We start from the raw sequence: 14,326 nt of genomic DNA on the forward strand, positions 1-14,326 counted from the left end.
TGCACCAACGCGTCGGCCGCGTCGACGACCTTGAAGTAGACGACCGCGTCCACCCGGACCGTCACGTTGTCACGGGTGATGCCCTCCTGCGCGGGCACCGGCATCGTCACGATCTGCATGTTGACCTTGCGGAGCTTGTCCACGAACGGGACGACCATGGTGAACCCGGGCCCGCGCACGTCCGACCGAAGCCTGCCGAGCCGGAACACCACACCCCGCTCGTACTGTTTGACGACTCGCGCCGCCGCCATCGCGTACACCGCTCCGACGGACGCGAGCGTCACTCCCGCCGCCACCAGCTCCTCGACCATCACGGCCCCCAGGGTCCGACGTGGGCGCATCAGGTGCCTGCTCCGATACCACGAAGGTAACTCCGCGCTCCGCACAAGAGCGAGCCCCCGCACGCCAGTTGCGTACGGGGGCTCACCCGCTGCCGGCTGCAGTCCGGAGCGGAGGACGTTCAGGCGGGCGTCAGCCGACGCTCACGCCGTAGTAGCTCAGCGCCTCGGTGACCGGCTGGAAGAAGGTCGTGCCGCCGGAGGTGCAGTCGCCGCTGCCGCCCGAGGTCAGACCGTAGGCCACGGTGCCGGCGTACAGCGGACCGCCGCTGTCGCCGCCTTCGGCGCAGACGGTGGTCTGGATCATCTGGTACACGATGTCGCCGCTGCCGTAGTTGACGGTGGCGTTCAGGGCGGTGACCCGGCCGCTGTGCGTGCCGGTGGTGGAGCCGCGCCGGTAGACGGTCGTGCCCACGGCCGGGGTGGCGGCGCTGGAGATGGTCTGGCTGCCGACCGCGCTCGGGTGGGCGATCGACGTGTTGGTGTACCTGACCAGCGCGAAGTCGTTGGTCGGGAAGCTGTAGCCGACGTTCGTGCCCAGTGTCGTGGTGTGCCCGGAGTTGGAGTACCAGGTGGAGGCGACCTCACCGCAGTGCCCGGCGGTCAGGAAGTAGTAGGTGCTCCCGCTGTGCACGTTGAAGCCGAGCGAGCAGCGGTAGGCGCCGCCGTAGATGGCGTCGCCGCCGGTGATCAGCTTCTTGAACTGGCCGGCCGTGTGCTTGATGGTGAGCGCGCCGGCGGTGCTGCCCGCCTGCGACTTGATCTTCGCGATCTCGGCCTGGGAGACCGTGCTGTCGACGGTGACGACGACACGGTTCGTCTTGGCGTCGACCGCCCAGGCGGTGCCCGGGACATCGGCCTTGAGCACGGACGAGTTGGCCGCGGAGAGCTGGGTCGCGCTGAACGTCTGGGCTTCGCTCGCGTTCGCGGTGGGGACGGCGAACGCTGCAGCGGCGACGAATCCGGTGGCCACGGCGATCAGCCCGGCCCGTCTCGCGATTCCGCTGCGGGGGGTGGTGCGCTTGATCCTCACGTTTCGTTCCCTCCTAGGGGAATTCGGGGGCCCGCGTGGGGTCGGGGCCCGTGAGGCGCAGTCGGGGGCGGGCGTCCGGTTTTCGAACAAGCCGTGTCCCTGACAAGCGCTGTGGGGGAGTATTCGGCTGCGCGGCCAAGGGGCGCAAGGGCGCCTTTCGGCCGTGCAGCCTTCAACTGGCCCACGATCTACGCGAGTTGATCACCCCGCCGCCGACAGCCACATCCCCGTCCACCAGGGCCGATGGCCCGTCTAGCGAAGGGTGCGCTCCCCCGCCTCGATCGCGACGCCCAGCGTATTCCCCGGCGGCGGGAAAGGGCAGATGAAATGGTCGGCGAACGCGCACGGCGGGAGCACCGCCCGGTTGAGGTCGACCGTCGTGCGCCCCTCCGCATCGGGCGCGTCCGGATACAGGAAGCGGAACCGGTAACTGCTGTCCCCGCTCGTGGAGTCGGCGAACACCGCCCACAACCTGCCGTCGTCCTGCACCGCGACCTGGAGCGTCACCTCCAACCCGTCGAGCCGGAAGGCGAGTTCACCGGAGAGCCCGAGCCCGCGCCGGACACCGTCCGCCGCGTCGACCCGCACGACGCGCCAGGAGTCGTACGGTGTGAAGCGCCCCGGCACCGAGAAGCGCGGGTCGTAAGGCGTGGTCTCGATGCCCCGGAAGGCGCGGCGCGCGGCCGAGTCGGGGTCGTAGTCACGCACGCCCCAGTTGCCCTCGCGGACCAGGACGACCAGCCGGCGCCCGCCGAGGCCGACGCGGGCCGCGTCCACCGGGCCGGTGTCGGCGCCGAGGCGGACCGAGCCGGTGAAGGGTTTCCCGTCGAGGGTCGGTCCGTCCTCCGGCGCACTGAGGACGACCGCGTCACCGTCGAGGAGCCACACCCCGGGGATGCCCGGAAGGCGCCCGTCCGGATGGTCCTCCAGCCAGTGCGTGCCGGTCAGGGCGAGCGGGCCGTAGGGCGCGGACACCGACTCGACCCGGTGCTCGTGCCACTGCTTCCACTCGACCACCGCGTCCGACGACATCCCGGTCACCCCTTCCCTCCCGGCTCGGCGAGCCCGAGGTGTGAGCGCAGGGTGGCGCCCCGGTATTCCGTGCGGAACGCGCCGCGTTCCTGGAGCAGCGGCACCACCCGGTCCACGAACTCGTCGAGCCCGCCCGGCGTGAGATGCGGTACCAGGATGAAGCCGTCGGCGGCGTCCTGCCGTACGAATGTCTCCAGTTCCGCGGCGACCGCCTCGGGGGTGCCGATGAAGGACTGCCGGCCGCTCGCCTCGATCACGGTCTGCCGGATGGACAGGCCCTTCTGCCGGGACAGCGCCCGCCATTTCTCGGCCGTCGCGACGCTGTCGCCGCGCCGGGTCCGCCCCTGGGTGAGCGAGGGGTCCGGCTCCGGGTCGAAGTCAGGGAACGGTCCGTCGGGGTCGTAGGAGGAGAGGTCCGTGCCCCAGATCTGCTCCACGGCGAGGATCGCGTTCTGCGGGGAGACCTGCTGCCGCCGGATCTCGGCGGCCCGCTCCTGCGCCTCGGCCGCCGTGTCGCCGAGGACGACGGTGACCCCCGGCATGATCTTGAGATCGTCCGCGCTACGGCCGTACTTCGCGAGGCGTGCCTTCACGTCGGCGTAGAAGGCGCGGCCGTCCTCCAGTGTGCCGTGCCGCGTGAAGATCACGTCGGCCGATCGGGCCGCGAACTCCCGGCCCTCCCCCGAGTCCCCGGCCTGGATGACGACCGGGTGCCCCTGCGGTGAGCGCGGGACGGTGAACTCGCCCGCGACGTCGAAGTGTTGACCCTTGTGGGCGAAGGGGCGGGAGAGTCCGTCCGGGGTCCAGGAGTCCCACAACTCCCGTGCTACGGCTACGAATTCGGCCGCGCGCGTGTAGCGGTCGGCGCGGTCGAGGTAGCCCCCGCGGCGGAAGTTCTCGCCGGTGAAGGCGTCGGAGGAGGTCACCACGTTCCAGGCCGCCCGGCCGCCGCTGAGATGGTCCAACGTGGCCAGTCTGCGGGCGAGTTCGTAGGGCTCGTTGAAGGTGGCGTTGACCGTGGCGGCGAGACCGATCCGCTCGGTGACGGCGGCGAGCGCGTTCAGGACCGTGAGGGACTCCGGCCGTCCCACCACGTCCAGGTCGTGGATACGGCCCTTGTGTTCGCGCAGCCGCAGCCCCTCGGCGAGGAAGAAGAAGTCGAAGAGGCCGCGTTCGGCGGTGCGGGCGAGGTGCTCGAAGGAGGAGAAGGCGATCTGGGACTTCGACCGCGGATCGGCCCACACGGTCGTGCTGTTGACACCGGGGAAGTGCGCCGCCAGATGGATCTGCTTACGGGGCCGTACGGTCATGACGCTCCCCCGGTCACGGCGTACCGGTTGGCGGGCCGGGCCAGGCCCAGGTGCTCGCGGAGCGTGCTGCCCGGGTAGAACGTGCGGAACAGGCCCCGGTGTTGGAGCAGCGCGACCGTGCCGTTGACCAGCCGTTCCAGGTCGCGGCGGGGTTCGACGGGCGTGAGGTGGAAGCCGTCGACGGTACGGTCGCCGTGCCACCAGGCCGCGATCAGTTCGGCGAGGTCGACCGGGCCGCCCCGGTACAGCGGGCCGTGCGCGGTCTGCCGGGGGCCGCCCCCGCCGTGGCCCGGCTCGGCCGCGTGCTCGCCGTCGCCGAGGTCGACGACCAGGCTCACCAGGACCCGCAGGGTGTCGGGATCGCGCCCGAACTTCTCGGCGGACGCGCGCAGTTCGGCCCGTACGGCGCCGGCCTGCGCGGAACTCGCCGCGCGGACGAGGGCCACGTCGGCGTACCGGGCGGCCGTCCGCCGGGCCTGGCCCTCGGTGGCGTCGACCACGCGGACCGGGTGGCCCTGCGGGGGTCTGGGCACGATCGAGGGGCCCTTGACGGAGAACTCGGAGCCGGCGAAGTCGACGTGGTGCAGCTTGTCGCGGTCGACGAAGCGGCCGGTCGCGGTGTCCCGGATCTCGGCGTCGTCCTCCCAGCTGTCCCACAACTCGGCGGCCACCTCGGCGACTTCGCCCGCCTCCTGCCACAGCGCGTCGGCGGGCGCGGCATGGCGGCGGCCGAAGAGCCGGGCCTCGCCCTCGGTGGTCGACACGTCGATCCGCCAGCCGGCCCGGCCCCGGCTGACCCAGTCGAGGGTCGCGACCGCCGCCTGGACGTGGAAGGGCTCGGTGTGGGTGACGGTCACGGTGGGCACCAGGCCGATCCGGCCGGTCGCCGGGGCGACCCGGGACAGCACGGCGAGGGCGTCGGGGCCGGGGCGCGCGAAGGTGTCGTCGAGCGTCACGAAGTCGAGGCCGCCGCTCTCGGCGAGCCGCGCCAACTCGACGTAGGAGTCGGCGTCATAAGCCGACCGCTGGTCGACGGCGGCGGCCAGATGCAGGCCCCGGCCGTGCGAGGAGGTCATGGGAGGGAAGCCTTCCTGTCGTTCGGGAGCACCTCGGAGAGGGCCAAGTCCTCGATGAAGCCCGGGACTTCACCGATCTGCTCGGGGCTGGGGGGTGTCGTTCGGATCGCCTCGGATCAGGCCGCGGCGCATGGTGCGGTGCATCGCAAGGCGGAGCATGACCCGCGTACTGGGCGTACTCGGGTGATGCGACAACGCCGCGAGGTGCCGTGCCAGGCGTCGCGGACCCGAGGCGGTCCGGACGACACCCCCCTACGCGGCGGCCCGACACGCGAGGTCCCGAAGAAATGCCAGTACGGCCCGGGCGGTGGCGTCGTTCTGCCGGAAGGCCGGGCCGCCGGTGCGCGGGCGGGTGAAGGCACCGGGGGTGCGGACTTCGGTGTAGGGGCCGAGCGCGAAGCGCCGGGGGTGCGGGCGTCCGGCCGCGTCGAGGATCCGGCCGTCGGCGCGGTCCACCCGCAGCAGCCCCTCCGGGGTCTCCACGGCTCCGTCGGCGTGCAGTTCGCGCAGCAGCGGGTCGAGGGCGCGCCCGACGGTGGGCTCGGGCAGCCGCGCCTCGACGAGCGCCCGCGCCTCGACGGTGGCGCCCGGCACGGTCGGACTGGACGCCCGGAACACCCCGCCCTCGGCGGTCACGGCCATGTCCGCGCCGACGAACCGCACCACGCCGGCCCGGGACAGCGCGAGCAGCTGGCGCAGCCGGGGTCCCGGCGGCCCGGAGGCGAGATAGCTGAAGAAGCCGTGCCACCAGGGCCCGACGTCACCGAGCCGGATCAACTGCCCGTAGACGGAGAGCAGTCCGAGGAAGACCGCCAAGTCCGGGCTGTGGGAGGAATCGTGACGGCGGCTCAGATCGTCCTCGACATAGGCCCGCAGGCCCTCCTGGAACGCCTCCGGCGACGGATACCGCACCCCGTCCAGCGGACGGTCCAGCGCCGCGAGGTCGAGCCGGTCGGCGGGGTCGGGCACGGCGGACGCCACGAGCGCCTCGCGCTCCGCCGCCTCCCCGGCCGCGTACTTCTCCTCGAAGTCGGTCCAGGCGATCGCCGTCCGCTCGGGGTGCACACCGAACAGCCGGTGGTAGTGCGCGAACCCCAACTCCTTCTCGACCAGCGGCCATACGTCCCGCCGGAAGTCGAAGCCCCCCGGCCGCGCGAGCAGCGCGTCCACCTCGGCGGGCCCGAAGAACCGTGGCAGCGGCGGCCGTTCACCGGTCCACTCGTAACCGATCTTCGAGTGGTACGGCACTCCGCGCCGCGAGCCGACGTACAGCACCGGCTCCTGCCCCGAGGGGAGGTAGGTGTCGCCGTCGTAACGCCCGCCCCGCCCCTCGGTGAGCAGCACCATCAGGTCGACGAAGGCGAGCCCGAAGCCGCGGACGATGACGCTCTCGCCGGGCGCGAGGGAGGTGAGGTCGCTGTCGGCGGTGAAGTCGGGCGGCAGGTGGACCAGGTCGTGGGCGCGGGCGTAGGCCGCCAACTCACGCTGCTCGTCGTCGAGTTCGGCGTCGAGGTGGCCGATCGCGAGAACGACGAGGTCGGCGAGGAGCGGGCGTGGACGGCCCTCCAGCCACACCTGCTGGCGGCCCTCGCGCGGACCGTTCACCCGCAGGGCGCGCCGCTGGTGGTGGTGGACGGTGACGCCCGGCGGCAGCGCGGCCACGGCCTCCTCGTGCACCCAGCGCAGATAGGCGCCCTGGAGCTGCCGGTCGGCGAAGGTGGAGCCCTCGATCTCCGCCCATTCGTGCAGCGTGGGACCGGGGCGTACCGGGCCGTCCATGACCACCGTCTCGTCGGTGAACATGGTGACGTCCTCGGCGTGCGAGTTCATCCACAGCAGCGGCGACTGGGCCGCGCGCCAGATGCGTCCGGCGCCCGGCGGATGCGGGTCGACGAGGTGGATGTCGAGACCCGCGATGCCCGAACCGGCGTACAGCTCCGGCGCGTTGGCGGCGATGCGCTCGATGAGACCGGTCCCCCGCGGCCCGGCTCCGACGATCACGAGTGAGGACCTGGTGCCCGGGGCGGCGGATACGGGTGTGGGTATGTCGGAAGGCATGCGAAGACTCCGTGACGTGAGCAACACGGGCGAATGCCTTCACACAGGGCGCCTCGCGGCGCCGTACGGCCGAGCCCCTCAGCAGGGCCGTCCACCGACTGTACGGCGCCGTTTCCCCTCACTGTCAAGGAAGTCCACACTGTGAGCAGTACGTCTCATCTCGGTTGACGCCCCACCGGATGCCTGTTCCACTTGTCCCATGCATCCGCAGCAGTGGCTGGTCAAGCGCTCCCACATCGACCTCGGTCGAGTGTGGTCCTCCTCCTGTTGAGCTGACCCACTGCGCGTCCCGGTCGCCGGAATCTCCCGACCGTGCGCCTCACGCGTTCTTCCGCTCCACCCGCTCCGCCTTCACACGCACCCCTCCCCTCGGGTTCCGTCCGCACTTCCTCCACCGCACCTATCGCGTCAGTGCGGCCGTACGGCGTCGTGGTGTCGCCCGGACCCCGATCACCCGGTCCATCAGCGCACCGAGCACATCCCGCACGGAGTCCCGGCTCCGCGCGTCGCACTCCAGCACGGGCACGTCCGCGCTCAGCCCGAGCGCCTCCCGGACCTCCTCCACGTCGAACCGGTCGGCGCCGTCGAAGCGGTTCACGGCGAGGACGAAGGGCGCGCCCTGCGACTCGAAGTAGTCGACCGCCGGGAAGCAGTCCTCGATCCGCCGGGTGTCCACGAGAACCACCGTGCCGAGCGCGCCCTCCACCAGGTCGTCCCAGAGGAACGAGAAGCGGTCCTGTCCGGGGGTCCCGAACAGATACAGCGTCATCGTCGGATCGAGCGTGATCCGCCCGAAGTCGAGGGCGACGGTCGTGGTGGTCTTCGCCTCGACCCCCACCAACGAGTCGACGCCCACGGAGACTTGGGTGATCGCCGCCTCGGTGTCGAGGGGTTCGATCTCCGAAATGGCCCCGATGAACGTGGTCTTGCCGACCCCGAGGCCGCCGCTGACCACGATCTTCACGGCCAGCGGCACGATCTTGTCAGAGCGCCCGGACATGGTCCCTGATCCTTTCGAGCATCGGGAGCGGCAGCTCCGCGGGTTGCCGGCAGGCGAGTTGCCCGGCGACGACGAGGTCGGAGATCAGCACCTTCGCCACTCCGAGCGGCACCCCGACCCGGTGCGCCACCTCGGCGACGGTCGTCGGCCGCTCGCACACCGCGACGATGTGGCGCCGCTCGAAAGCGAGCGACGGATCCGGCACGCCGACGGCGACGACCAGCGTCTCCAGCCGCAGATCGGCCTGGAGGGGCTCGGACCGGCCGCCGGTGATGATGAACGGCCGGACGAACGTCGCGTCCTCGTCAGGTTCTACGTCCCTGGACTGTTCACCGTTCACCGTGGCAACGCCTGCCGCAGATCGGCGATGAGCGTCGGGGTGAGCAGATCACCCGCCCGCTCCGCGAGCACCGCCATCTCGTAGCCGACGAGGCCCAGTTCACCGCTGCTGTCGGCGAGGACACCGAGACAGCTGCCGTCCCGGATCGCCGAGACGAGCAGGAAACCCCGGCCCATCTCGATCATGATGAGTTTGACCCCGTCGAAGCTGTACCGCTTGGACGCGCTGCGGGCCAGGCTGCTCAACCCCGAGACGATCGCGGCGAGATGGTCGGCCTCGGTGCGTCCGAGTCCGTCCGACACGGCGATCAGCAGTCCGTCGGAGGAGACGGCGACCGCGTCCCGTACGCCGTCGGTGCTCTTGACGAAGTTGGCGAGCAGCCAGTTGAAGGTCTGCGAGTCGTGCTGGGTGTCGACGGCGGTCACTTGGCGGCACCCTCGTTCGTCTCGGCGTTCTGCTGCTTCTCCTTCTCGACGCTGATCCCGCCCCGCATATGGGCGCTGCGCAGGGTGGAGAGCATCCCGGAGACCTGTTCGGGGGTCCGTTCCGGGTTGGGCGGTGCGGCGGGGGTGGTCCGGTCGGTGCGGTCGGTCTCGCTCACCGCCGCCGCGATACCGCTCCGCTGCGGCCGCTTGACCAGGCCGTTGCGGGTGCGCGCGGCGGACGAACCGCCCTTGGCGGCCACCGGGGCCGCTGCCGGTTCGGTCTTCGGCTCCATGTCCGTCTCCGCCTTCCTCGGTGCCGGGACCGAGGGCTTCGCCTCGACCGCCTTCTCCGTCAGCAGCGCCGCGGGGATCAGCACCCGCGCGACCACACCGGCCGCCGGCGCCTCGCCGAGCCGTACCTCGATACCGCACTTGCGGGCCAGCGCGCCGACCACGAAGTGGCCCAGGAACCGGGTGGGTTCGGCCATGAAGCTGGCGGTGCCGGAGAGCCGTACGTTGGCCTCGGCGATGGCCTGGTTGTCCATCCCGAGCCCGTGGTCGACGATCGCGATCAGATAACCGGCGCTGGTGCGCCGTCCCTCGATCTCCACGTCGGAGTCCGGCGGCGAGAAGCTCAGCGCGTTCTCCACCAACTCGGCCAGCAGGTGGGCGATTTCGACGACGACGGAGCCCGTGACGAACGCGGGCTCGATCCGGCGCAGGGTGACCCGGCGGTACTCCTCGACCTCCGAGAGCGCCGCGCGCAGCACGTCGTTGACGGCCAGCGGGGTGGACCAGGGGCGGGGGCTGGACTCTCCGGCTAGCACCAGGAGGCTTTCGGCGTTGCGGCGCATACGGGTGGCCAGGTGGTCGAGTTCGAAGAGGTTGGCGAGGGTCGCCGGGTCGGCGTCCTCGTGCTCCAGCTTGTTGATGAAGCTGATCTGACGGCGCACCAGGTTCTGGTTGCGACGGCCCAGGCTCACCAGCGAGTCGGTGGCGTTGCGCCGCAACACGGCCTGCTCGGTGGCGAGATCGAACGCGGACCGCTGCACCCGGTCGAACGCCTCGGCCACCTCCCGGACTTCGGCCCCGGCCCTGCCGTTGACGGCCAGCGGAGCGGGCGGCTGCGGCGCCGCCCCGGACGACCCGTCCTGTACGGCGGCCACGGCCTGCGGCAGCCGGCTCCCGGCCACCTCCCGTGCCTGCTGGGCGAGTTCGACCAGCGGCGAGGAGACGGACCGTACGCAGTCGAGGGCCAGCGCACCGAGCGCGGCGACCGTGCCGAGCGCGAGGAGCAGGAACAGCAGCAGGTCGCGCTGGGCCGAACTCTCCAGCTGCGCGGCCCGGTTCTCGACATCGGCGCCGAGGCTGATCTGTACGTCACGCATCCCGTTGATGGTGGCGGTCATCGAGTCCCACCAGGCCATGGGCGGAATGGCGCTCGGCTTCAGCTTCCCGGTGCCGTGCACCGCCTTGCTCTCGTACGACAGCGCGCGTTCGGCGTCGGGCGTGGTCAGGGCGGTTTCCAGGCGCCGCTCCTGAACGGCGGTGGCCGACCGCGGGAAGGCGTCGAGGGCGGCGAGGCGTCCGGCGCGGATCTCCATGAAGCGGCCGTAGTCGTCGCCGCGGAACTTCCCGGCGCGTACCGAGCCGAGCACGATGGCCCGCTCCTCGCCGGTGAACTCCTTGGCGTTGCCGAGGACTTGGAGCGCCTGGTAGGCGTCGCGCAGGGTGCCGTCGTGGACGTCATCGAGGCCGAGGTCGAGCCGGTCGAGGACGGTGATGGTGGTGGTGAAGTAGTCGAAGGTGTCCTTCACCACGCCGGTGCCGTCGTCGGCGTCCTTGCGGATCCCGGCCAGGCCGTCGAGCCGCCCGAGGGACTCGCGCACGGAACCGGCAGCCGAGTCCTCGCGCCCCTTCAGGGCCACGTCCAGCTGCTGGCGCGCGGCGTCGGTCGCCTTGCGCTGCGCGGGGAGTTTGGCGCTGAACTGCTGGACTCCGCCCACGTATCCGGTGGTGAGCCCGCGCTCCTTCTGCAGCTCGTGCACGAGTCCCTGGAGCGTGATCTCCAGGCGGGCGTTGTCGGCGGTCGCGGAGGCGTTGCGGTAGGCGGAGATCTGCTCGGTGGCCGCGATGCCGAGCAGGGCGAGCAGGACCGCGAGGGCGAGGACCAGAATCCTCAGCAGCCTGGCGCGGATGCTGGTGGTCGCTTTTGTTGTGACGTCCACTGAAGTGCCTTAAGTGGGTGGCGAGTTGATCAAGAGTCGAACCTGAGGCAGAAATGGTTCTGCTCCCGCCCAACGACCCTCACGGCACACCGGTCACCGGATCATGTTTTTGTTTTACCGCGCCGAAACACGGGCCGCCCGGCCTCGCAGTTCGGCAATGGCCCGCGAGACGGTCGTATACAACGGTGGTGACTACGCGTCACCGTCGCGGTCAGCAGTCACAGCACGAGAGACATTCACAGCACTCGCAGCATTCACAGGCGTCGCAGCACGAGCAGTCGCAGCTCGAACAGCATCCCTCGCGCCGCCGCCGCGACCACGGTCCCTCGAACTCGTCGGCACAGCACACCTTGCAGGTGCAGCACAGCCCGAGCGCGGCGGCACACCCGGCCCAGAAGCCGCGCTTGTCGGGCCGCGGCGGCTCACCGCCGAAGGGGTTGCCGCCGTGGGGATTACCGCCGTAGGGATTGCCGTCGTGGCGCGGATCGCCCGGCAGGTAGGGCGTCTGCGGCGGCCCGAACGCCGCCTCGGGTCCGTGCCCGCACGACTGCGTCCCGAAGGCCCGGTCCACCGAGCGCCCCAGCTCGTGCGCGAGCAGCAGATGCGCCAACTTGCCGTCGGTGAAGGACGTCTCGCGCAGCGCGAGCCGTATCCCGTGCAGCGCGTCGTCGGCCAGTCGCCGGGCCTCGGTGAGCGGGGTGCCGGTCGCCGTCAGCGGGTTCCAGGCGCCCGACGCCGCGTCGGACTCCCGGTCCTCCACGGCGTCCAGGAGATGCGCGAGCCGCCCGAAGAGGCGGCCGGCCTCGGCGAGCGGTACGGCGTTGCCGGGCCGTCCGGCCAGGAGCGCGGTGTGGGCGAAGGCGGCCGCGGTGGCGGTCTCGGTCGGTTCGGTGACGGTCAGGATCGGCGTGCCGGGCCCGGCGAGCGCCTCGATGCCGAACTGCCGCTCCACGGCCTCGACGAGGACACCGGCGTCGAACCCGACACCCGAACCGGTCCGCGCCCCGGCCCGCCCCCAGCTCCCCGCGACGCGCCGCGCGGCCAGCGCCACCGGCCTGCGGGCCAGCAGCCCGTCCCCGTCGGCGACATGGTCACGCACCTTGGCGGAGGCGAGCACCAGCGAGACGGCCGCCGCGAGGCGCGCCCCCTCGCCCTGCGCTACGGACGCGGTCCGCATCCCGCGCAACGGGCAGGGCCCGGCCGTACGCCGCCATCCACCGCCCTCCCGCTCGACCTGAGCCTCCGTCAGGACCGAGAGGAGCAGACCGTCGTAATTGGTGACAATCCGCGCGAACTGCCCATGGTCCCCGCGCAGCGCGAGACAAAGCCCGCACAAATGCGCCAGCCACTGGGTCTTGAGGTTCTCGCCGAGCCGATGACTGCAAGGCCGGACCATTCCGAACACGACAACCCCCTGCGGCGTGAACGACATCTGACAGGGCATCCGGAGTTCGACATGGCATCTGACCGGGCGTTGAGCAGCCGCATCGCATCGACCACTCCGTTCACCCGTACGCACCAGCCATCACCCGGACGCCGAGAAGAATCATATTTCACTCTCAGTCAGCAGCCGTATGCGGCAACACCCTTGATACACGGGGGCCCTCGACGTATTGGCTGTGCACCAGTAGCGTCACAAACCCCCCGCGCGGCGTCTATCCACTTGGCGCGCGATCCGCATCATGGATGACCATAGGGATGCGGATAGCAATAAAGACCGCTGTGAGAGGAGGCGTCCATGGGATCGGTACGCAAGGCGAGTGCCTGGCTTGGGCTCGTTGACGACAACGATGACGAGCGCTACTACGACGACGACTACTCCGAAGGGACCGAGCAGCCCGGGGATGCCTGGGTGACGGACCCGCGAGTGAAGGTGGCCTCGGACGTGGCCGAGGTGAAGGGCCGGCGCATCGGCACGGTCACCCCGGACAGTTTCCGGGACGCCCGCGCCATCGGTGAGCTGTTCCGGGAAGGTGTCCCGGTGATCGTGAACCTCACGGCGATGGAGGCGACCGACGCCAAGCGCGTGGTCGACTTCGCGGCCGGCCTGACCTTCGGCCTGCGCGGCACGATCGAGCGGGTCGCCAACCGTGTCTTCCTGCTGACCCCCGCCAACACCGAGATCGTCAGCGGCGACCCGGTCGCGCGCCGCGAGGACGGTTTCTTCAACCAGAGCTGAGGCAGGGCCGCTTACCGGCCCTGCCTCCCGCAGGGTTGATCAACGTCGATCAGGGTCCTCGGGTCTTCCTACCGGAAGGCGTCGAGTCCGGTGAGCGCCTTGCCCAGCACGAGCTGGTGCATCTCGACGGTGCCCTCGTACGTGAGCACCGACTCCAGGTTCGTCGCGTGCCGCATCACCGGGTACTCCAGCGAGATCCCGTTGGCACCGAGGATCGTCCGTGCCGTACGGCAGATCTCGATGGCCTCCCGTACGTTGTTCAGCTTGCCGAAGCTGACCTGCTCGGGACGCAGGCGCCCGGCGTCCATGCGCCGCCCCAGGTGATGGGCGAGCAGAATCCCCTTGTGCAGTTCGACCGCCATGTCGGCGAGCTTGGCCTGGGTGAGCTGGAAGCCGCCGATGGGCCGCCCGAACTGCTCCCGCGTCTTCGCGTATTCGACGGCGGACTCGAAGGAAGCGCGCGCCGCGCCCATCGCACCCCACACGATTCCGTAACGAGCGTGCGACAGACAGCTCAACGGCCCCTTCAGTCCCACGACCTCCGGCAGCACCGCATCGGCGGGCAACCGCACGTCGTCGAGGACGAGTTCACTGGTGACGGACGCGCGCAGTGACCACTTGTGCTTGATCTCCGGCGCGGAGAAGCCGGAGACGTCGGTCGGCACGACGAACCCCCGGATCCCGTCGTCGGTCTGCGCCCACACGACGCCGACCCCGGCCACCGAGCCGTTGGTGATCCACATCTTCCGCCCGTTGAGCACCCAGTCGCCGCCGTCGCGCTTGGCGTACGTCCGCATCCCGCCCGGGTCCGAGCCGTGGTCGGGCTCGGTCAGCCCGAAGCAGCCGATGACCTCGCCGGAGGCCATACGCGGCAGCCAGGCCTGCTTCTGCTCCTCGCTCCCGAAGCGGTGGATGGCGTACATCGCGAGCGATCCCTGCACGGACACGAGCGACCGGATCCCCGAGTCGGCGGCCTCCAACTCCAGGCAGGCGAGCCCGTACTGGACGGCGGAGGCACCGGCACACCCGTACCCGTCGAGCGACATCCCGAGCGCCCCGATCCCGCCCAACTCCCGCGCGAGCTCCCGGATCCCGGGCAACTCCCCCTGCTCGTACCACTCGGCGACATACGGCAGCACCTTGTCGGCGGCCCACGCGCGAACGGTGTCGCGGATCGCCAGGTCCTCGGGGTCGAGCAGATCGTCGAGGCCGAGGGGGTCGGCGGGATCGAAGGGGGGCAACTTCGAGGACGAGGACGCAGCCATGCAGAGCCTCCGAAATCTAGGAAAACTACCACTGCTAGTTAC

13 protein-coding genes are annotated in these 14,326 nt (G+C 70.8%); 1 reads left to right on the top strand and 12 read right to left on the bottom strand.

The genetic code is table 11. From position 1 onward, the window contains the following. The 11 genes from SSP08S_RS48425 to SSP08S_RS48475 form a co-directional block, all read right to left on the bottom strand. Positions 1-311 (bottom strand): SPFH domain-containing protein (locus tag SSP08S_RS48425; RefSeq protein WP_019074887.1); only part of this gene is annotated, 311 nt, incomplete at its 3' end. Between the two features lie 160 nt (positions 312-471). Beyond that, positions 472-1,371 carry a S1 family peptidase gene (locus tag SSP08S_RS48430; protein WP_019074888.1) on the bottom strand — a complete coding sequence of 300 codons (900 nt, stop codon included), beginning with the start codon at positions 1,369-1,371 and terminating at the stop codon, positions 472-474. A gap of 252 nt (positions 1,372-1,623) precedes the next feature. Beyond that, complete coding sequence (locus SSP08S_RS48435; protein WP_026179460.1) at positions 1,624-2,403, bottom strand: DUF1684 domain-containing protein; 780 nt, start codon at positions 2,401-2,403, stop codon at positions 1,624-1,626. 5 nt (positions 2,404-2,408) lie between these two features. Then, positions 2,409-3,713, bottom strand: a complete 1,305-nt coding sequence (locus SSP08S_RS48440) for an NtaA/DmoA family FMN-dependent monooxygenase (RefSeq protein ID WP_019074890.1) — start codon at positions 3,711-3,713, stop codon at positions 2,409-2,411. Next, complete coding sequence (locus SSP08S_RS48445; protein ID WP_019074891.1) at positions 3,710-4,789, bottom strand: LLM class flavin-dependent oxidoreductase; 1,080 nt, start codon at positions 4,787-4,789, stop codon at positions 3,710-3,712. The genes SSP08S_RS48440 and SSP08S_RS48445 overlap by 4 nt, the downstream gene beginning before the upstream one ends. Before the next feature lie 252 nt (positions 4,790-5,041). Continuing rightward, a complete protein-coding gene (locus SSP08S_RS48450) occupies positions 5,042-6,847 on the bottom strand; it encodes an FAD/NAD(P)-binding protein (RefSeq protein WP_019074892.1) in 1,806 nt (601 codons plus the stop codon). A gap of 400 nt (positions 6,848-7,247) precedes the next feature. Continuing rightward, on the bottom strand, positions 7,248-7,847 hold the full coding sequence (locus tag SSP08S_RS48455; RefSeq protein WP_019074893.1) for a GTP-binding protein: 600 nt from the start codon (positions 7,845-7,847) through the stop codon (positions 7,248-7,250). Beyond that, positions 7,831-8,187, bottom strand: a complete 357-nt coding sequence (locus tag SSP08S_RS48460; protein ID WP_019074894.1) for a DUF742 domain-containing protein — start codon at positions 8,185-8,187, stop codon at positions 7,831-7,833. The genes SSP08S_RS48455 and SSP08S_RS48460 overlap by 17 nt, the downstream gene beginning before the upstream one ends. Further along, on the bottom strand, positions 8,184-8,612 hold the full coding sequence (locus SSP08S_RS48465) for a roadblock/LC7 domain-containing protein (protein ID WP_019074895.1): 429 nt from the start codon (positions 8,610-8,612) through the stop codon (positions 8,184-8,186). The genes SSP08S_RS48460 and SSP08S_RS48465 overlap by 4 nt, the downstream gene beginning before the upstream one ends. Continuing rightward, a complete protein-coding gene (locus SSP08S_RS57550; RefSeq protein WP_051106132.1) occupies positions 8,609-10,840 on the bottom strand; it encodes a sensor histidine kinase in 2,232 nt (743 codons plus the stop codon). The genes SSP08S_RS48465 and SSP08S_RS57550 overlap by 4 nt, the downstream gene beginning before the upstream one ends. A 211-nt stretch (positions 10,841-11,051) precedes the next feature. Then, a complete protein-coding gene (locus SSP08S_RS48475) occupies positions 11,052-12,245 on the bottom strand; it encodes a DUF5685 family protein (RefSeq protein WP_043260359.1) in 1,194 nt (397 codons plus the stop codon). A 333-nt stretch (positions 12,246-12,578) separates the two neighbouring features. Between SSP08S_RS48475 and SSP08S_RS48480 the strand changes: the two genes are divergently transcribed. Next, a complete protein-coding gene (locus tag SSP08S_RS48480) occupies positions 12,579-13,019 on the top strand; it encodes a cell division protein SepF (protein WP_019074897.1) in 441 nt (146 codons plus the stop codon). Positions 13,020-13,087: 68 nt separating this feature from the next. Here the strand turns inward: SSP08S_RS48480 and SSP08S_RS48485 are convergent, their stop codons facing one another. Then, on the bottom strand, positions 13,088-14,284 hold the full coding sequence (locus SSP08S_RS48485) for an acyl-CoA dehydrogenase family protein (protein WP_019074898.1): 1,197 nt from the start codon (positions 14,282-14,284) through the stop codon (positions 13,088-13,090). Positions 14,285-14,326: the final 42 nt, after the last annotated feature.

The organism is Streptomyces hokutonensis (genome assembly GCF_000376565.1).
Lineage (GTDB): Bacteria > Actinomycetota > Actinomycetes > Streptomycetales > Streptomycetaceae > Streptomyces > Streptomyces hokutonensis.